Below are 20,392 nucleotides of genomic sequence, written 5' to 3' on the forward strand. Positions count from 1 at the left end.
ATTTTTTAATAAAAGCTAATAAAATACACGTAAAAAGACAGTGTTTCAATAGGTAATACAGATGAAGGCAGATATATCCGCAGTTTGGGACAAAATTCAGGGGATGATTAATGGATTTATTATCCTACTACCGAATATGGTGATAGCATTAATTGTTTTTGCTATCTTCCTCTATATTGCTAGATCAATTAAGAAAGTCGTCAAGCGTCTGACCCATAATCATCGCCAAGCCCGAAGTTTAGGAATGGTATTAGGAAGATTAGCACAAGGAACAACAATTTTAATCGGTTTATTTGTTGCCCTATCGATTGTGATACCAACGTTTAAAGCAAACGATTTAATTCAACTATTGGGGATTAGTGGGGTCGCAATTGGTTTTGCTTTTCGTGATATTTTACAAAACTTTTTAGCAGGTATTTTAATTTTACTCACCGAACCTTTCCAAATCAACGACCAAATTGTATTTAAAAACTTTGAAGGAACTGTAGAAAACATTCAAACACGCGCGACAACTATAAAAACATATGATGGTCGGCGAATTCTAATTCCTAATTCAGAGCTATTTACTAATTCTGTGACTGTCAATACTGCTTTTAATAATCGTCGGTTACAATACGATATTGGCATTGGTTATGGCGATGATATAGATATAGCCAAAGAATTAATTTTGGAAGCGATGCATAGTGTTAAAGAGGTTTTAAAAGACCCCGCTCCTGATGTGTTGGTGATGGATTTAGCCGAAAGTACCGTTAATATCCGCGCACGTTGGTGGATTGATCCACCACGACGTATAGATGATCTAACATCACGCGATCGCGTTCTCTGTGCAATTAAGAAAAAGCTCACGGAAAACGGTATAGATTTGCCTTATCCAACCAGACAAATTTTATTCCATGACCAAACCGAAGAGACGGATGGAGACAGATCTCGTCAACGTGAAGGTTGGGTTGCTGGTAAAGGTGAATTCCCAAAACCTCGCCGTATCAGCGATTCTATCAGGCACTTGGCACAAGTACAGGCGCAACAAAATGGCAAGGTTGATTCCCATATTACAAACGATGGAAAAACAGAAAATGTTAACTAAATATCTAACACTACCCTAGAACTTCCAGGTTGGGAAATACAAATCAACACCGAACCCTCATCAATCTCCGCAGTTGGTTCTTCCTGATAATTCACATTCCCCCCATTTATTTTACACATACAAGTTCCACAAACACCCACTCGACAACTAAAAGGTGGATTAATATCATGAGCTTCGGCAAATTCTAAAATACTGCCGTCCCCTTCCTGCCAATTCAATGTTTTCCCAGATTTGGCAAACACAATTTCTGCTTCTTTCACACCCTCACCAACAGTTACATCAAGTGATTGTTTTTCCGATGTAAGTTTCATGGGTTTACCAAAAGATTCAAAGAAAATTCTACTTTCAGATACTCCCGATGCCTTCAATCCTGTCATAATTGACTGCATAAAAGCTGGAGAACCACACAGGAAATATTCAGCTTCTTGCCCAACTAACTGTTGAATTAAAGCCGCATCAACATAACCAATACTATGATATTTTCCCGTATCTCCAGGAGTCGGACGACTATAGCGGTAATGCACATTTAAATGAGAATTTTGTTGGGAAATATCCATCATCTCATCACGAAAAGCATGATATCTGCCATCCCTAGCACCATGTACAAACCAAATTGAGCGATGAGGATTAATTCTAGTCACAGCTTTTGCCATACTAATCATCGGAGTAATTCCTACACCATTGCTAATTAATACCGCAGGTATGGATTTTTGCACATCTAGAACAAACTTCCCATTGGGTGGTTTGGCAGGAATTATTGAACCTTCGTGAATAAAATCATGCATAAAATTAGATGCTATTCCTGGTGGTACATCTAAGTCCTGGGGTGCTGGTTCGCGCTTAATTGAGAGACGATAATATTTGCAGGGCTGAGTATAATCAGAAAGAGAATAAGTACGAATTACAGGTTTATTTTGTCCAGGAATATCCAGTTTAATTGTTAAAAATTGACCTGGCTGGAAGTTAGGGATTTCCTCCTTATCTTCAGGTTGCAAGTAAAAAGATGTGATTTCTTCACTCTCTTTGACTTTGCGAACAATGACAAAATTTCGCCAATCTTTCCAAGTATTATCAGATATTCCTTGATGATATTGATATTCCCTCAGGTCGGAAACTGATTTTTTATCTTTGCTTTTACTTGTGTAAATCAAACCCAAAATAGCACCACAACCTGCTCCTAGTAATGAGGAATATGTCCCCAATCGATAATCCAATTTACCTTTGGGATTTGTCACACCCATTACTAAAGCTGCCATTAAGGTGGTGACAGAAAAAGTAGTTGCTGCTGCCGTTAAACTTCTAACTAATGGATTTTTAATTCTTCCCAAACTTTCTAGCATAAATATCCCCTCCTCCACGATTTTTGAATTTGGAATTTAGATAAATTTCATCCCGACATTAAAGACTAGGTAACTTATCACTTAAAATCGACTGTCCATTACTGCTATTTTGACGATAACCGCAGCGAAAAATACAACGTTTGTGATTGTGATGATTTAATTTGGCGCAATATACAGCCCTTTTACCTTTTGATTGCACATATACCTCAGCAGCCAAAAGCATTCCTAAAAGTGGCGCGGTGAAATAAACCCAGATAGCTGTCCAATTCTGAGCCAGAATCGCCGATGCAAGGGTACGAGCGGGATTCATACTCATCCCAGATAGGGGCGCTTCCAGGGTAATATAGGTTGTAATTAATACTGCTGCACAAATCCCAGTCCAGCGTGACAGTTTGGGAATGTTTGATACAAATAGAATCATCAGCATCATACCAAAGGATATACTGAGTTCAGCAATAAATGCGATACCGACACCACCCGTTCCCGGAATTGTAACAATGTAATTTATAGAAGGGTCGGCAAGTCCTTTGGGAAACTTGACTGATGCTGGCTCTAATAACTTTGTTGCAAATACTAACCCCAGAAATCCACCGACGAATTGAGCCAAAATGTAAAAAACTGTATCAGTAGGCTTAATTTTACCTAGACGGAAGAAAGTAAAAGTGACAACCGGATTGATATGTGCCCCAGATTGCTTACCCCAAGGAGAGTAAATAATTGCGATCGCTGTTAATCCCATCGCCACCCCAATGATGAACCGTCGTAAAAATGGTTCAGAAATTGCCTGTTGTATTGGTGAAGCGGGATGTTCTAGCAGTGCAGTCACCACCGCAGCAGAAATCATAAAAATGCCCAATCCCGCAGCTTCCATCAAGTATTCGGGATAGTGACGGTGTAAAGTATTCATCTACTGTTCCTGATAATTCCAAAGCAATCCACCATCTACAAAAAAGGTGCTACCTGTGATGTAATCTGCATCCCCAGAAGCCAAAAACGCTACCATAGAGGCGATATCCTGGGGTTGACCAAGACGACCAAGGGGAATATTCTGCAACAATGCACCTAATTTTTCTGGATTATTTAACAGCTTGGTATTAATCGGGGTTGCGATCGCTCCGGGGGCGACGTTATTAATTGTGATACCTAAAGCACCTAACTCAACTGCCAAATTGCGAGCCAGCATTTTCATTCCACCTTTACTAGTGCAATAAGCCGCAAAATTGGGAAATGGTAGTTCTTCATGCACCGAACTGATATTGATGATTTTTCCAGTCCGGTTGGTGGCAATTAAATGTTGAACAAAGGCTTGAGTCGCAAAAAATACGCCCTTTAAATTTACATTCATCACAGCATCGTAATCTGCCTCTGTTACTTCCCAAAAGGGTGCGTGTTTTTCAATCCCGGCATTGTTTACCAGAATATCGAGCTTGCCAAAATGCTCAATACTTTCGGCGATTAATTGCTGCACCTCCGAAACGCTTCCTAAGTCTGCTTTAATCGTAAAGCCATGAGATTTAGGACACTGAGCCATGTAACATTTTCCGCCTACAGCTTCCACTTTTGCTAGGGTATCCTCAGCTCCTTCTGGGTGAGAGCGATAATTAATAATTACATTTGCACCCTCTTGAGCAAGACGCAAAACAATTCCCTGCCCAATTCCCTGACTGCTACCAGTCACTAAAGCAACTTTATCTTGAAGTTTCATAAACTTTTTTTGGTTATTTGTTTGCATGAAGTAGGGTTGTGCCATCCAAAATTCACACACTGGTATTATCCATTGCCTAAATTGGCAGCACCAAAAGTCGCATAAAACTGATTTTTTCTTGAATGTTCATAGCTTGAGATGCCTCCTAGGCAACTAAAATCAAGAATGTGATTTTTTTCTGTAACTTGATTTAACTTGATTGTTACTGGAGTAATCAAGCTGAAGATTATGAGATTCTAAGAGTTTTTGTATGTAATGCTGAGATTCTCCGACTCTAGTTTTTATCATTTTCTCAGCAAATTTTAACCTTAATCTCAATACTGCTGATTTATTACAGAAAGTGAAAGACTGAAGCAGAGATAATCAGGCTAAACACAGCCAATATTATTAGCTTTATTTGTAAGATTTTTAAGTATTATTTAAATTTTATTTTGTGTTTCTTTCATGTACTGTGGATGCGAAAAATACTCCCGTTGGGCGATCACATATTTCACCAAGAAAAATTGATGTAAGTAGAACGGTTTCAATAATTCACGCTATGTCATTGCGAATGAAACGAAGTGAAATGTTCGCGTAGCGTGCCGTAGGCTCTAGCAATCTCAAGGGTTATGCCGATTTTACATTCTGTTACATAGTTAGGTTTATTCTCACCGACTTACTTAACTAAAATACTCAATGTCAAGCTAAAGTCTTGATTTAGAGTTAAAAGTAAACCAGGATATTATCGTTATATCCTGTAGCTTTTTGGTTTTAGCGTATTTATACATAGAGGTATAAGATATCAGGGAACAAACTACGAATCATTGCTGCCTATATTATTGAAACACTAATTCTCTTAAGTAAGTTCACTGAAGACAAACTTGTTGATACACATCAAAATATACCTAGAAGCTCACAACTTCATCATAAAATTACAAGTTATTTTAATTCCTTAATAACCACGAATTTTAGACAATTCGATTTGGTGTACTTAGGAATTGTGAGCTTTGAATGAGAATGGAACAATTTTGGTGTATGTCACCATGAACCATAACTCATCTGCAAAACTCAATCAAGATATAAATAGGAGATAAAAATGCCTTTAGACTACCCTGGTTACTCTTTGCAAAACTATTGCGAAGGTCAAGAAGTTTATATGGTACAGCAAACTTTGCAAGCATTAGGATATTCTTTGAGTGCTGATGGTGCTTTTGGTCCTGTAACTGAAAGTGCAGTCAGACTTTTCCAAAACGCGAATGGTCTTGTTGCTGATGGTATTGTTGGTCCCAATACATGGAATGCTTTAATGTGCCAAGCAGCTTGCTAAAAAATAGTATTTTGCGTCAAAAGCATTGATATGTGAGTTGCATTTTATGTGACCAACATAGTATTTATTAGTGCCAGAACTATTCTGGCACTACCATTTATTATGAGAATGAATAGTTCAAATAAATTGAGTCTTTTTTAGCTTTTTCACTGACTTGCTTCTCTAAAAACATTAGCTTCATAAATTAATTTGATATTGCACAAATATAGGATAAATTAGCAGATATAAATATTCATAATTCGTTCCCATTAGTACGAAATTCTACCCTGACATGGCTAACCGCAACGCCACGAATTTTATTCTCTAATCCTATGTTGACTAAATTTAAATCTAGATAAAAATTAGCAAAGGAGTATAAAAACAATGGTTCAGGTAAATGGACAAGCACCTGTACAATCTAGTGTTGCACCAAAGTCTGCATTAGATACAGCACTTGATGTTTATGAAGAAGCTTTAATTGCATTGGAAGAAAGACAATCTCAGCCAACATTTGACCAGAAAGTTGCTGTTTTGGTTGCCCGTGATGGGGTTGAGAAAAAAAGACAAATGGATCAAAATCCGATTGGAGCTACTTATGGGAGACTGTTAAGTTTAGATGAGCGTCTGAAAGCACAAGCGAAAATCCTCAGCGAAGATGACGAATTAGCGCAATGGAAAGATAGTTTGAATGCTGCACCAAATATGTGGTGGTGGCACTTGAAGTATCCTTTGGCAATGTCTCCAACCCAGGTAGCAAAGCGCTATCAACAAACTATCTCTGTGTTGGAAGCAGCTCTTCCCAATGCTCAAAAAGAACAAGTTTTAGAAGTATTATTAGCTCGTGATGCGATTGAAACTTCTCGCGATAATCAACCTTTACCAGAGCATATTGCCAAAGTTGTCATTGATTTAGATGAGCGTTTAAGGGGACTTGCAGATGTTATTACCAAACTAGTGAAGTTAGAGGATTGGAAGCAAAGTTTAAGCAAAACTACACCAAATACATGGTGGTGGGAACTTAGCGATATTGAACCGATTCCAACTCAAGCGGTTGAGCGTTACGAAAAGGCTTTATTTGCTTTAGAATTACCACCAAAAGCAACTTCTGAAGAATTATTAGAGGTGTTACTAGCACGGGATGCTGTCGAAAAAGCTTGGACTAAGCAACAACAACCACCTCACTACTTGACTGCAAAAATAATTGAATTAGACAAACGTTTAAAATCTCAATCTCAAGCTTTTGCCAACGATGATATCGTTGATGAGTGGAAAAATAATCTCAAACCACCAGAGATGAATTGGTGGTGGTCTTTTACCCGTTCTGTTCCCTTACCCAATGAAGCGATCGCGCGCTACGAAAAAACTATTCATATAATTGAAAACAGCAAACCACCTTCCTCTCAGCAACTTTTGGATACCCTGTTAGCTCGTGATGGGTTAGAGGAAGCAGTTGAGGGAGCTTATCGAGATAAACCCGTTCCCGAAAAGCTTGCCAGACAAATAATTGCCTTAGACAACAAATTAAAGCAGTATCGGTTGGATTTAAATAAAGATAACCAAATCAGACAATGGAAAGATAGCTTAAAGCGTCAAAATCGTTGGTGGTGGGAACTTAAACCGGCGATCGTTGGTTCTGAGGAAGAACCGGGAACACGTAAAGATTGGTTATTTAACACTTTAGCGGTAGTTTGTTTAGGTGTTGGTGCTGCTTTTACAGCTTATAGCAGCCAGGTATTTTTCCAAAAAGTCGAAGGACAAGAGGTTCAACAAGCTGATTTATCGCAAAATATGGCAGCAGTATTGCAAGTCATCGGTTTAGGTGCTGGTGGTGCAGCTGCATTAACTAGTGGTGGTAGAAAGACACTGGAAAAGCTATTTACGAATTTACAATTACCACCTCATAAACAAGCTCCTACAGCATTAGCGATCGCTGCTGGAATGACAACAATTACTGGTACTGTCGCTGTCTCATTACCAATGTGGGGAAAAGTCTATATCAATCAAGGACAAGCACATTTACAAAATACAAGCTGGTTGAAAGCTCAGGATAGCTTTCTTCAAGCAAAAAAATTCATTAATAGCGATGAAGACAAAGCGGAAGTCGAAATTGGTTTAGGGATGTCTTACGAACATCTTGGAGATTTAGTAAAAGCGAAAGACTATTACAAAAAAGCTGCATCTCTGGACAATATCGAAGGTATGACTAGGTATGCTCGATTGAGTTTGGTTGATTTTTTCTTCAAAAATCCCCCTGATTCACGGATACAACCTTCAGTCACCGATGAAAACCTCAGGCAAGCTCATCTTTTTAACCAACGTGCTTGGATGAAAATTACAAAATTGTTGACGAAAAATGAACAAACTCCAGAAAAACTCAACAAAGAGTTATTAAATCTGACACAATTAGCCAGAACAAATGGTTCGGTTATTTCGACTACTCAAGACTTATTAGTATCTCCAAAAGATAATAAAGCTTTACAAGATGAAGAATATCGTCATAAATATTGGACAGAAGGGGTGGCAGGTCTTTTTAAATCAAATTTAGATGAGTTGAAAAACCTTAAGGTTGCTGATAATGATGCTCTCAATGTCAGAGCTATTTGTTTTGCATACGTTACAGGTGAACAACTCAGATATACAGAAAATATTACTAATGTTCCCCCAGAGCTATTTAGCCTTGTTCATGGATATATGGAGCAAGATCCTAACGCTCCAAATTGCTACGATGACAAAGCTCTGAGCGTTTATGATTTTTCACTCATTGAAGCTTTGGCAAAAATGTATAAGATGCCGAAATTTAAAGTTGCTTCTACAAGTAATAATAAGCAGCCAGTCAGTAATTCTGAATACAATCAAAATCCTCAAGTAGTTAGTCCTCCAACGGAAGAAGTTTCTAATCAAAATCCCCAAACTCCTCCAACGCAATCTGAAAACCAGAATTCTCCAGATAGTCAATCAACTGTACCCAGCACAATTCCCTAAATCATCTGGCATTGCTTTGAGAAATTTTGTAAAAGTTTGATGTTTCTCTACAAGCTAAGAGTAGGAATAGTTGCTCTTAGCTGAAGATTCTATCGAGAATAATTCAGGGCTTACGCAATCCGAGTTAGGTATAATAAATCTTCAAAACCCTTAATTTTTCATTGTTTGGTTTGAAGCACTGCTTGAAAAGGAAACAATCCTAAGATTTCGGGAGATTACGTCGCTCTGTTCGTCCGTTCCAGACATGCTACGCAAACATAATGACTTAATTCGGTGGCTTTTGTGTAATTTCTATAATTAGGGTAAAAATTCCTGGGCAAAGTCTAATAATATCCTTTGGTGTGCAGGTCCAATTGGTCTAAATTCCTGGGCGATCGCCGAGTAGGATTTTCCTTGAATCACATCTTCTAGGGGAACTAAACCCATATCCCAACCTTCGTTCAGTTCTAACTTCTCTAATCCCACTTCCAGGGGAGCATGGAAGACGTGACGAATAGCTTTAGCATCTGGGTAAATGCCAAAAAAAGCAAAACTTGGGGGCAAAGTATAATTAATCTCTTCTAAAACTTCTCGCTGCACGGCTGTTTCTGGAGTTTCTCCCATCTCCAAATGTCCCCCAAAAAATGCCCAATACCCTGGGTAGAGAATCGCAGGGTTATTATCTCGCAGCTGCATGAGGAACTTGTTGTCTTGGTAGAGGATGGCGATCGCTACTTCTGCAATTTTATGACTCATGATGGTGACATAATTTATTTTTTTATATCACCCATCTTCCCAGGTAGCCACTAAATTCCGGCACCATCGAGAAATTCCTGAATTTTTTTGTCTCGAATATTACAGCAAGGAGCATCCGTAACCATGTCCGGTTCCAGAGTCAAACTACCGACTAAAACAGCTTGTTTCAATTGCGGTGTTTGTTGACGAGCATCTTCGAGGGTTTGTATCTTCTCTTCTAGGGACTCAATTCTATCAACTAAAACTCGAATAACTTCCGCTTCCGAATCTGGTAAATTGCTATGTTCCAAGGGAGCAACACGGACACCAGAGCGGTAAACGATTCTACCAGGAATGCCAACAACGGTACAATCTGAGGGGACATCTCGCAGTACTACAGAACCCGCACCGATGCGGACGTTATTCCCAATCAGAATATTTCCGAGAACTTTGGCTCCGGTACCAATGACAACATTTTCACCGACAGTCGGGTGACGTTTACCACTTTCTTTTCCAGTTCCACCCAGGGTGACACCTTGATAAATCAGGGCATAATCACCGATAATCGCAGTCTCACCAATCACAACACCCATACCATGGTCGATGAATACACCCTTACCAATCACAGCACCGGGGTGAATTTCAATTCCTGTGAGAAATCGAGCAAGATGGGAAATGAAGCGGGGGAGAAAGGGAATACCGAGATGATTTAACCAGTGGGCTAGTCGATGGAATAATAGAGCTTGCAATCCAGGATAGCAGAATAATACTTCCAACCAGTTACGAGCGGCTGGATCGCGTTCAAAAATAATCCGAAAGTCTGTTAGGAGTGTAGATAGCACGTTTGCACAGCCTCGTGTTGCCAAACAGGTTACATCCTATATTAACTTTTTCGGTGATACCTCAGCAGAAAAATCGGGGAAGGAAATTTTTCCTATTCTCTATCAACTATTCCTCTACAGTCAGGGTGTAATTATGTTTGGCTCCAGAGTTAAAAATACCTACCCAAATCCGATAGGTACCTTTTTTAAATTTACTATCGCGAATGCTGGCATCTTTATTTCGACCAGTATCATCTCCACAACGGATTGTATCGTTGTTAGGTCCCTGAATCAGGATAGTTGTATCTTGACCGCTACTAACCTGAATATTTAATTGGGAAAAGTCTTGCTTTAACTCCATGATATGGTCGGGAGTGGTATCGGCAAAACCAATGCAGGGTTTACCTTGGCGATCGCGGTTACTAATTGCTGATAGGGGGTAGGAACCGCCAGTATAGCCCGTGACTTTCCCCTTATCGGGAGAGAATCCGGGAGAGAGGATAATTTTACCAAAATTGGCGTTATTGGCGAAGGCTGGAAATACTAAACCCCAATTCAGGGCAACCAATAGCCCCAGACTGACATATTTCATTCGCAGGGAATCTTGTCTCATGGCTGTCCTCTATCCCAGATGGGGGGAAAGAAAACAATTTCTTGGGCAAATTTTGTCTGAATAACAATCATGAGATTGTAATATTATGCTAGGGGACAGGTATTGCCCTCAGCGTTAGTGTTTGACTAGGGGTTGTTCCTCTGAAGGTTCAGCGTCACAATCTCAGACCGAAGAAGAAATTCTCAGATCGATATTTTATCCAAATATGAATAACTTGGTTGCCCCTCTTAGCCAAACCCCCGGCTTTGTGGCAGATACTTCCTCTCCATCATAGGCGATCGCCAGCATAGAGTCTGCTACTAGGCAAAATCCTCTGAATAACTTCAAATTTGGCAAGGTAAATTTAATTAGCACTTACACAAAAGCACAAGCTATGGAGATAATTCCTGAATTTCACCCAGCAAAGAATCAGGGTTTTGGCTCTCGTCATAGTTCATTGTGGCGCTACTAGAGGCGATCGCGAATATTTATTAGTCGGCAACTAAATTATTAAATTAAGAGTCTTACTCATTATGTAATTCGCTTTGCTCTGTTAATACTTTGCATGAGTAAAAATATTTTTATCTAAGTGTTTTCTCACAAATGATTCGGGATTGCTATAGCTGTACTAAATAATTACTATTTTTTTTTTAAAGAAATAAGGAAATCACAGATAGTGACAAAATTTAACTCTAAATTATCTCTTTCTCTGTTCCAGAAAATTTTTCTAATTTCCCTGACTACTGTGGGTACAGTGGTCATCATGCCACGTATTGTTGAATCTCAAACACCCAAAAAAACCTCCATCTCTCCTTTTTGTCAAACATTATCGGAGAAATTTAGTCCTTTTGGGAATATGGGGAATAGTCCCGATTTATATGCAGCATTAGAACAGGCAATCGCCAAAGTTGGGGATTTGAATCAACCCTGCGATATGTTTGGTGAAAAGTGGCTACCCCTCAACTTTTTACTATCTACCAACGAAGTATTAGCTCAACGTTTAATCGAAACTGGGGTGAACGTGAATGCAAAGGATGGTAAGGGAGATACTCCCCTGCATTATTTAGGAGCATCAACAAAAAATGCCCAATTGCTTCTTAGTAGAGGGGCAAAAGTCAATGTTCGTAACCAAAATGGTAGTACCCCACTGCACAATATTTTTGGTCAAAAAACGGCTGCTGTCATCAAACTTTTAATCAATCAGGGTGCTGAGGTTAATGCTAGAAATCAGGAGCAAATGACACCCCTACATTTTGCTGCCAATTCCGGAAAAGCAGATATTACCGAGCTATTGATTCGCAGTGGTGCGGATATAAATGCCCGTAGCAATCAAAACTGGACACCACTACACTACGGAGCATCGAACCTAGAAGTTACCAAAAAACTCATTCAAGCAGGAGCAAACCTCACGATCCAAAATCGTGATGGGGCTGTGATTCACTCTAGTTCTTTGGAACCAGCAGTATTAAAACTATTGCTAGATCGGGGAGTAAATGTGAATCTACGCAATCGTCAGAGACAAACACCACTCCACGTTCATCGTTTCAAATCCCCTCTGGTAAAATTGCTGCTAGCTCGCAAAGCACAAGTGAACCTACGGGATGCTCAAGGTAGAACCCCTTTGCATGATGTCAATCTGGAAGTGGCTCAACTACTAGTGGCAGCTAAGGCAGATTTAAATATTCAAGATAACTTAGGTAGAACACCTCTACACCAAGCAGTATTGGAAGAACAAAGTTTTTTTGGACCAGAATTAGTCACACTATTTCTCAGTAAAAATGCTAGGGTTGACCTGAAAGATAAACAAGGGAAAACCGCTTTAGACTTGGCTCGACAACTAAATAAAACCCAAATTATTAATTTGTTGGAGCGCCATATTGCGACGAAAAAATCCTCTGGTGGTGGAACAACTACAACCAAAGCAACCGCAAAACTCCAGCAGTTACTCAATGCCAAAAACTGGAAGGCTGCTGATCAAGAAACCCGTCTTCTCCTATCCCCGCAAAAAGACCCCTACGGACCCAACGCTGCGAAAATACCCCTAAAATTAATTCAAGAGATTGATCGAGCTTGGTTAAAGGCGAGTGGAGGAAGATTTGGATTTAGCGTCCAAGCCAAGATTTGGCAACAAGCAGTCAAAGCTCACCCCAAAAATTCCGAAAGAGCAGTCAATACTTTTCGCGATCGCGTCGGTTGGAAACTCCAAGCTCCTCGGGCTGAACAAGATTTTATCAGCAGCGACTGGCTGAATGAATCCGAACTCAATTATTCACTGCAATCCGCTCCTGTCGGACACTTACCCTGGGCTGGTGTTTCGGACGCACTTGTGCAGTCGGTTGCCGTTCCTCCCCCTGGAGAACACTGTGGTAGCTGTAGCATCGATGCAATATTTCTGCGGAATGAGCGATTCTATAAATATCTGCCCCAACTTTTTGCGCGGGTTACAATGGCATTGAATATTTCTGTGCCGAAAAAATAATCTGACCTGTGCAATTCGCTTGCTACTACACTACCTTAAACGGGCACTAAATCATATTCCTATTCAGCAACGCCTTCAGAAAAGACAAAGAGCGATCGCCACAGGTTTTAGTCTGGTTTTGCCAACACGGATAACTATTACACTCCTGATGCTAACCTTTTTGCTTGATGACGCTAGCCAAGGTAGATATCATTTCTATGGTTTCCACAGGTTTGGGAATATGAACAGGAAATCCCATTTTAAATGCTCGTCCACGTTCTACAGGATTATTACCAGGAATAATCGCTACCATTGCGATGAATTTACGGGTTGTTTCTTCAACTTGTCTAATGTGAGTGGTGACTAAATGGACATTATCTTCATTTAACAAAGTTAAGTCTATTAGTATGGCATCAGGCTGAACTTGATGGAGTAACTGGAGTAGATTTATAACATCTGTTGGTGTGTTTTGCCAGATTGTCACAGGTGTTGCCACAGCATGACGTTCTTCTAAACTGGTACAGAGTGCTGTCGCATCAGGTGATAGCACCACAGTTCTCATATTTTCCAAACGACAATAATTAAACTGATACCCGACTCGATGTATTTTGCCCCATTCGCACATTAATTCAGTAATCGGAGTGAAAGTCTGACCGTGGGGAGTGAGAGCATACTCAACACGAGGAGGTGATTCGGGAAATGATTCTCTGTAAATTAAACCCTCTTTCTCTAATTCTCTCAATTGTTGAGTTAAAACTTTCTGCGTGATGTTGGTCATTAATAATTTTAATTCACCAAAACGCCTTGCATCTCTTCTTAACCACCACAGAATCAAGCATTTCCACTTACCACCAATTGCTGCAATTGTCACTTCTACAGGACAAGAATAGTTTTTGATATTAGTATCCATTTGGTAACTCTTAGCCCTTGGGTATTATAATCTAGCAGCTGACTCAAGACATCAAAAATGTCTAGGTGTGCCTCGTCTGGCAAAATATCCTAAGGAGAACGAAGATGCAAATTAGCGGTGCAGTTGCCTTAGTCACAGGAGCAAATGGTGGGATCGGTTCTCACTTTGTAGAACAATTATTGAATTTAGGTGTAAACAAGATATATGTTTGCGCTCGTAGTGTAGATAAGCTTAACTCCCTTGTGATAATAGACCCAAATCGCATTGTTCCTATCGAATTGGATGTGACAAATCTGGAATCAGTTACAAACGCAGCATCTCAGTGTCAAGATGTGACCCTTGTTGTCAATAATGCTGGAACCTCTCTCAATCAAGGGCTGATTGCCGCCTCAGATATTGATAGTGCGCGAGCCGAAATGGAGGTTAACTATTTTGGTATGTTATCTATGTGTCGTGCCTTCGCACCTATTCTGAAGCAACATGGTGGAGGTGCAATTATCAATATTCTCTCACTACTGGGAAAAGTTAATTTACCCTTCAGTGGTTCTTACAGTGCTTCTAAAGCTGCTGCCATATCCATGACTCAAGGTATACGAGCCGAACTTGCAGTACAAAATACCTTGGTTGTTGGGGTCATGCCTGGAACTGTGGATACTAGTTTAGCAAAAGAGTGGCCTGATCCTAAAGTCGCACCTGCGGAAGTTGCGAGGGCAGCTTTACAAGCTGTAGTTGATAGTATCGAGGATGTTTACCCAGGTGAACAGGCAACACAAGTCTCTGCTCAATTACTCAGCGATCCCAAAGGAGTAGAAAAATATATGGCAGGTTTTTTACCTGGGATGGTGCTAGCAGGAACTAATGCTTAATCATGAGATTTCTTGCAAAAGTCGAGGAAAAGGGGAAACAGAAAAGGATTTTATCTATTAGCAATTAATAGTTTGTCTCATCACAAAGTCTTTTCCCCTTACATAACAGCCAAAAATCTATTTTTGCAAGAAGTATATCATCCTATTTTGGAGGGGCAGACTTCCCGTGTCTACCCCTGAAATAAGCAAAGTGGAATATTTTGGAGATAGAAATTTCTAACCCAACAGAGCGATCGCCCGTTTTGTTAAACTATCGGCAGTCAACCCATTAAATCCCATCAATTCCCCAGCAGTGGCGGTGGTTTCTCCCCGTTTCCAAGCAAAGGTATCCCGTTTACAGGTGCTGCGTAACATAATCGGTTCTAACATGGAACTTGCTCCCCCTGTTACCCCAATCAACGCATCTCCCCCAAATAACTCAGCAAACTTGCCGTCATCCAGGAAACCACCATCGGGTTCAGAACAACTATCCCAAGCGACATCATGACTACGGTACAAACGACGGGGGTTAATTACAGAGACAATTTTCACCCCTACTCCAGCTTTCTCTAAGGATGCTGCTGCTTCATATACAGGTATCAAAGTCATGTCACCAATCACCGCAAACACGACTTGCTTCTCCCCTGCAACCTCATGTAATACCACCGCTCCCTCAGCTAAACCTTGTCGTGTCATCTCAAAGGTGGTACGAATCGGTAAGGGTGACTTACTAGCAGTTATCACAATCCCCTTATTCTTGGTAGTTAAAGCCCAGTCGTAACATACCTGGGTACTATTCGCATCCGGTGGGAATAGGGGAAAAACGTTGCCGTTGCGCATCATTGCTGCAAAATAGGCTTCAATTTCCGGACGTTGGTGTGTCCATCCGTTGCGTCCCTGCTCCAATGCTCCCGCAGTAAATAATGTCACCGTAGAAGGTGCAAGCCTGCGTAATTCTGCCATGGCTTGGGTAACAGTCTGCCAGATAGGTAAACCGTTGATAGCAAAGGATTCGTAGGAACACCAGAGACTACGCGCCCCCATCAACGCCAAACCCGCCGCTAACCCCGCACAGGCATCCTCACTCAATGGCTCGTATACTTGCCCGCCAGGTGCTTGGTTATACAAGTCATCGGTGGTGGGGTGGATAATTTTCAAAGCTTGGTTAATATTGGCAATTCCCGAAGCTTCATTCCCGTCGGCATTTGTCACTAGGAAATTCCCATCAGCCTGTCCCACCTTGGCGACTAAGTAACCCATGGCAGTGGTCGATACCTTGGGTTCTCCACCTACAGCATATTCTTCTAGGGGTAGCTGACCTAAATCTGGTAAGGGTAAGGTAAATTCTGTAACTACGGTTTTTGCCGCCGGACCACCACCAGCGCGATCGCAGTTCGTTCTCACTAGCTGCCAAGCCTCAGCAGATAAGGCTCTAGTTTTCAGGGCAGTGACAATATGGGGCGCATCGAGGGTATCCTTGGGGTATAAATTATGGGATTTGGCTCCCTGTGCATGGACACCGGCACCCTTGAGTTGTTTAATAATAAATACCGTTAATTTGCCACCTAGGGCAGAAGTTGCCGCTTGATTTACTCCCTCCAAGACTGCTTGGGTGAAAGTCAGTCGCTGACCAAAGCTAAAGGCGGTACTATCTACATAGGCTCCGGGCTGGTTTTGGTCATCAAAATCCTTGGCATCAACTAATACCACCTCATCAAAACCGTTACCTTGCCAGTATGCCACCATCTCTGCATTCGTCTTCAGAGATACCATGCTGTGGTGTTCCTGACTGAAACCATTCCATACCAACACAGGTAAGAAATTGGTAACGGTAGGATAGGCAGTGTGGAAGTGAGCCATGGAACTCATAATATAGGGTTCACCTAGTCCGCCATCACCCAGGGTAAAGGGGAATAATTTATCTCGGTGCAGTAGTGCTGCTGCCATGGCAAAGTGTTGCCCTTGTCCTAGGGGTCCTGCGGGGGCGAGAATACCAGGAATATAACCAGAAAGATGCCCCAAAAGTCCATGTTTCTCTCGGAATTTATCCCGCAGTTGTTGCACCGTTGTGATACCCATATCCTCTAGGGAACGGTCGAGGAACATGGCACTGTAAAACCCTGGTGCGTGGTGTCCCACCTCGGTAATGATATTTTTGTAACCAAGCATAACTAGGGAAGCGTACGCCTCAGCTTGGGAGGCAAAACCACCAGGATGTCCGGAAGCTTTACTACCTGTGATTTGTAAGGTGAGGTAACGCAGGGCATCGGCATAAAGTAAAGTTTGATACCGGGCTGCGGGGTCTTGGAGATTGGCGATCGCCTGCTGATCAGCAGCAATTACAGGTTGACTGCCGTATTTGTCAAATTCTGGCAATGCTTCGCCAAAATATTGAATCCCTTCACAAAAATCAAGATGGGTAGTAGTTGCCTTTGTTGCTGTCATGCTTATTACCTAAATATCAGAAGTTCAGGAGTTACAGGGTTGGACATTTTGCAGAAATAGATTTTGGTGAGTGATTAGGAATGCTCAAGGTTTAAAAGTTGTGGATATATCCCTGTGATTTTTCCCCTTTTCCCAATTTCTACAAGAAGTCTATTGGCGATTTTTCATTTTTGCGTTGCCCAAACCTGCGATCGCAAGTAAATAATCCCTAGGAGTAAAGCTTCAGGAGCTTTCCATCCCTTTCCTTCTACAATCAGTCCCGTCTGTAACACCCGTAACTCCCAGATATTTTACAACTTCCGGGATATCAAGCTTTATCAATCTTTCTCAGAACCACCATAGATATGTCTAATGATTGATACCAATTCTGTATGAAGGTTGCTTCTAACTAGGATTGCATCAAGGATTTAGCTTAGTCAAACTCAAATTCCATAAAATCTATGAATTCTAGGATATTTCGGGGTGAACTAGGTTCAACATTTGATTCTGAGCCGATGTGAACATGATGCGGAAAATTGGGCAAATCCGGAAAATGTCTGACACTATCCCAGCGTTTTTTGAGTGCTTCTTTGGAAGCATCCATCCATTGATACCGATAGTCTAATGTGATCAGCTGGTTGTCTTGAAGCATGAAGGATTCAGCAATTTCAAGGAAGTCAGAATTGCTGAGGGTAAGTCGAGCACGGAAATAGCCTCGATTCAGTAGGATTCGCTCATCCACAATCTCAATCGTGGCAATGATTGGGCTGTCAGCAAGCTTTGCCTTCACAGCAGCGATGTATTGCTCTAAATCCATCGGCTTCAAGAGGCTTTAACCTGCGTAGCAGCCAGCATTTCGTAGTAGGCATTCCACTCAAAAAAGTCCATCATGTCTCCCAGTTCGCCCGCTTGGAAACGCTGATGGAAATGCTCTGACGGCATCTGATATTTTTCTTCAAATTCTTTTAACCGATGTTTTAAGTCGTCAACCTGTGTTGAAATAGAAGATTTCTGAATTTCACGCTCCAGCCATTGCCGCTCTTCATCCGACAGCGAACGAATAATTTGGGCTAAGGATTCCACTAATTTTTGATTCATGAGATACCTCCGGCTCTATCAGCAAAGTACTCTTGTAGTTCTCAATGCAATGCTCCTATGCTAATAGCTGGATTTGATTTTGGGCGATCGCTTGTCCAGCTTGTCAATACTTGGAAACTTGTAATCTGTGTACCGCTAATGGGTTGAGATGATGGCTTGCGGAACATGATGCCACTCTAGGATGAAGTTATCCGATAATCATTGAGTTACAACGGACACGCTATTGATTTACGTAGTATAGCGAAGCTAATGCTACACTGCGTTCCGCTCGTAATGACATCTGATGTTTAATTATGTTGAGCTACTTATCTGTATCAGAAATACAGCAAAATCTCTTATATATTCGTACTTTTAAAAGATTTCCACTGTTCAGATATACTTTGTGCTTTTCCACGTTTCAGGTCTTTTTCATAATCCTTTAAGAGTTCCATAGCTAAACTTTTCAACTCAGTTGTATTTTTGGATATCTTTTTGTAATCAAAAGAAGTATTTTTTTCGTCTTTCAAAAAGTAGTTTAAATCTACAATTATATTGTTTTTAAGGATATCAGTTATTATTCTCTTGAATTCACTTATATCTTTGGTATCTGACACAATATCTAGTTTGTTTTTATATATGTCTTTACCAACTTCATCATCTTGCATGATTTTAGAAATAATGTACAACAAGAAGTATTTGGTTGCAGAATAATAAGCATATGCTTTATGTGTGATTTGTTCTAATTGACCTTCAACAACAGATAAAATTTCATATACAAGAATTATTCTTTTGGCATTAACTTCTGGTCTCCCGAATATTTTTGAATAATATTCGTCAAAAATCTGTGACTTTTGGTGAGAGTTCCAAGGTTCTTGCAGATCAAATGTCAATAGCATTCTTCCAGCATCTTCATTACTTATCACCTTTCCTTCGTCCAATATTTCTCCCCTTTTAACGGCAAATTCATAGCCATGAATGCTTTCAAATTCTTTTTTGAGCCTTTGTTGTATGGTTTGATTCGATTGGAGATCCCTAGGCTTGATAGCGTTCTGATTATTACTATTAGTTGTAATTTTTTTTACAAGGCTTACATCTTTCGTATTAAGTTTTATTATCTTTGTGAGTATCTTTAAATCTCTAGAAATACTCTTCCTTTGGCTATAGAGAGTACTAATACTCTGAGCGCCATTTACCACTACATAGTTATTTATGACAATTTTGTCATTTTCATGCTTGGCAGAGTCACAAATTATGGTGATTCCATTGTGGTATAGCTGAAATTTAACATGTTCAGTTGGGTCTAAGATGCTTTCTTTAATCGCTTTATTGACTTTTGTTGAGCCTAAAGCCAATCGCACATTTTGCTGGAATAAAGAAGCGTCCTCAATTCCAGACATTTTTACTAGATCGTCCGCAAAAGCAGTAAATACCCAAACCTCTGCTATGTTATCGAGAGTGGAGAAGTTTAAAGGGTTTACGTGAGAACAGTCAAAAACAAATGCATCATTAACTCCACCTTGTTTCTCGAAGTCTATATGTACTTCTACTATCTTTTTCTTATCATAAAGCTTAATACTCTCATTAGAAGCTAGATATTCTTCCGCATTTTGATCGGCTAATGCATTAGTTATAAAGATACCTTTTACAATAAATCCATTTTGTACCTTGGTTTTCAGATCTAGGTCTGCTACGAGTTTTTTTAGTGCTTCATTGGCATTTCCCTTTTCTATAAGCTCAATTTTTTCAATGGTTGAAAGCTGGTTAAGAGTTCCTACAAATTCCTTTAAACTTGTATCACCAATAGTCTTGTTGGCACTTTCAACAGTTTTAGATTGAAAAACTATAATTTCTTCATTTAATTCATCAACATATATTGCATCTATACCTTTGTCCTGACTTCCATCACAAATTGCATCATCAGCAGATGTATCATCCATGCCAAAAATATTTTCTAAAAACCAATTTAGAAATGATCTACTGAGAGTCCTTTCTTTTTTCCTATAAGGCGATAATAAGGAAGATAGATTTGAGTAATCAAGCTCTGATTCTTGCATAATTATTACCTATGGTGTACTGAAAAGTTCAGCATAATACTAAACAAACTTGAGGAGATATGGGGCATTTAGAGTAGCTGCTCGTTCAAAATCTCCCTTCG

At 40.3% G+C, this 20,392-nt stretch carries 17 protein-coding genes; 5 read left to right on the forward strand and 12 right to left on the reverse strand.

Going from position 1 to position 20,392, the window contains the following annotated elements; translation table 11 throughout:
• The first annotated feature begins 61 nt into the window (after nucleotides 1–61).
• Complete coding sequence (locus IJ00_RS01150; RefSeq protein WP_035149184.1) at nucleotides 62–1,084, forward strand: mechanosensitive ion channel family protein; 1,023 nt, start codon at nucleotides 62–64, stop codon at nucleotides 1,082–1,084.
• On the opposite strand, the gene IJ00_RS01155 is transcribed toward IJ00_RS01150, so the two are convergent.
• The 3 genes from IJ00_RS01155 to IJ00_RS01165 are packed head-to-tail and all read right to left on the reverse strand — an operon-like array spanning nucleotide 1,081 to nucleotide 4,129.
• Entirely contained in the window at nucleotides 1,081–2,424 is a 1,344-nt protein-coding gene (locus IJ00_RS01155) for a 2Fe-2S iron-sulfur cluster-binding protein (RefSeq protein WP_035149187.1), read from the reverse strand. The two genes, IJ00_RS01150 and IJ00_RS01155, sit on opposite strands and share 4 nt — an antisense overlap.
• Nucleotides 2,425–2,482: 58 nt before the next feature.
• Nucleotides 2,483–3,331, reverse strand: coding sequence for an MIP/aquaporin family protein (locus tag IJ00_RS01160; RefSeq protein WP_035149190.1), 849 nt, complete (start codon nucleotides 3,329–3,331; stop codon nucleotides 2,483–2,485).
• Nucleotides 3,332–4,129 (reverse strand): SDR family NAD(P)-dependent oxidoreductase, encoded by a 798-nt coding sequence (locus IJ00_RS01165; protein WP_035158270.1) that lies wholly within the window; start codon nucleotides 4,127–4,129, stop codon nucleotides 3,332–3,334. It abuts the gene before it with no gap.
• Nucleotides 4,130–5,204: 1,075 nt separating this feature from the next.
• Between IJ00_RS01165 and IJ00_RS29825 the strand changes: the two genes are divergently transcribed.
• Both IJ00_RS29825 and IJ00_RS01175 read left to right on the forward strand, forming a co-directional pair.
• Nucleotides 5,205–5,435: a peptidoglycan-binding protein gene (locus IJ00_RS29825; RefSeq protein WP_035149193.1), complete on the forward strand. Its 231-nt coding sequence runs from the start codon at nucleotides 5,205–5,207 to the stop codon at nucleotides 5,433–5,435.
• Between the two features lie 363 nt (nucleotides 5,436–5,798).
• On the forward strand, nucleotides 5,799–8,396 hold the full coding sequence (locus IJ00_RS01175) for a tetratricopeptide repeat protein (RefSeq protein WP_201782657.1): 2,598 nt from the start codon (nucleotides 5,799–5,801) through the stop codon (nucleotides 8,394–8,396).
• Nucleotides 8,397–8,693: 297 nt separating this feature from the next.
• Here IJ00_RS01175 and IJ00_RS01180 read toward each other — a convergent pair whose 3' ends face one another.
• The 4 genes from IJ00_RS01180 to IJ00_RS29830 all read right to left on the reverse strand — a co-directional run bounded on the left by IJ00_RS01180 (nucleotide 8,694) and on the right by IJ00_RS29830 (nucleotide 10,871).
• Nucleotides 8,694–9,131, reverse strand: coding sequence for an NUDIX hydrolase (locus IJ00_RS01180; protein WP_035149196.1), 438 nt, complete (start codon nucleotides 9,129–9,131; stop codon nucleotides 8,694–8,696).
• A gap of 50 nt (nucleotides 9,132–9,181) precedes the next feature.
• A complete protein-coding gene (gene cysE, locus IJ00_RS01185) occupies nucleotides 9,182–9,952 on the reverse strand; it encodes a serine O-acetyltransferase (protein ID WP_035149199.1) in 771 nt (256 codons plus the stop codon).
• Nucleotides 9,953–10,058: 106 nt separating this feature from the next.
• On the reverse strand, nucleotides 10,059–10,544 hold the full coding sequence (locus IJ00_RS01190; protein ID WP_035149201.1) for a hypothetical protein: 486 nt from the start codon (nucleotides 10,542–10,544) through the stop codon (nucleotides 10,059–10,061).
• A 195-nt stretch (nucleotides 10,545–10,739) separates the two neighbouring features.
• Complete coding sequence (locus tag IJ00_RS29830) at nucleotides 10,740–10,871, reverse strand: hypothetical protein (protein ID WP_256388835.1); 132 nt, start codon at nucleotides 10,869–10,871, stop codon at nucleotides 10,740–10,742.
• Between the two features lie 415 nt (nucleotides 10,872–11,286).
• On the opposite strand from IJ00_RS29830, the gene IJ00_RS01195 reads away from it, so the two are divergent.
• Nucleotides 11,287–13,002, forward strand: a complete 1,716-nt coding sequence (locus IJ00_RS01195) for an ankyrin repeat domain-containing protein (protein WP_238178410.1) — start codon at nucleotides 11,287–11,289, stop codon at nucleotides 13,000–13,002.
• Nucleotides 13,003–13,153: 151 nt separating this feature from the next.
• Here the strand turns inward: IJ00_RS01195 and IJ00_RS30075 are convergent, their stop codons facing one another.
• On the reverse strand, nucleotides 13,154–13,891 hold the full coding sequence (locus IJ00_RS30075; protein ID WP_082127235.1) for a helix-turn-helix domain-containing protein: 738 nt from the start codon (nucleotides 13,889–13,891) through the stop codon (nucleotides 13,154–13,156).
• A gap of 104 nt (nucleotides 13,892–13,995) precedes the next feature.
• On the opposite strand from IJ00_RS30075, the gene IJ00_RS01205 reads away from it, so the two are divergent.
• Complete coding sequence (locus IJ00_RS01205) at nucleotides 13,996–14,757, forward strand: SDR family oxidoreductase (RefSeq protein WP_035149207.1); 762 nt, start codon at nucleotides 13,996–13,998, stop codon at nucleotides 14,755–14,757.
• 216 nt (nucleotides 14,758–14,973) lie between these two features.
• Here the strand turns inward: IJ00_RS01205 and IJ00_RS01210 are convergent, their stop codons facing one another.
• The 4 genes from IJ00_RS01210 to IJ00_RS01225 form a co-directional block, all read right to left on the reverse strand.
• The gene (locus tag IJ00_RS01210) at nucleotides 14,974–17,181 is read right to left on the reverse strand and encodes a phosphoketolase (RefSeq protein WP_168163402.1); all 2,208 of its coding nucleotides are present in this window, start codon (nucleotides 17,179–17,181) and stop codon (nucleotides 14,974–14,976) included.
• Between the two features lie 412 nt (nucleotides 17,182–17,593).
• Nucleotides 17,594–17,977 (reverse strand): DUF6516 family protein, encoded by a 384-nt coding sequence (locus IJ00_RS01215; protein WP_035149212.1) that lies wholly within the window; start codon nucleotides 17,975–17,977, stop codon nucleotides 17,594–17,596.
• Between the two features lie 5 nt (nucleotides 17,978–17,982).
• Entirely contained in the window at nucleotides 17,983–18,258 is a 276-nt protein-coding gene (locus IJ00_RS01220) for a hypothetical protein (protein WP_035149216.1), read from the reverse strand.
• Between the two features lie 335 nt (nucleotides 18,259–18,593).
• Nucleotides 18,594–20,291, reverse strand: coding sequence for an AIPR family protein (locus IJ00_RS01225; protein ID WP_035149219.1), 1,698 nt, complete (start codon nucleotides 20,289–20,291; stop codon nucleotides 18,594–18,596).
• Nucleotides 20,292–20,392 lie beyond the last annotated feature (101 nt).

The sequence above is a fragment of the Calothrix sp. 336/3 genome, from assembly GCF_000734895.2.
Taxonomy (GTDB): Bacteria; Cyanobacteriota; Cyanobacteriia; order Cyanobacteriales; family Nostocaceae; genus 336-3.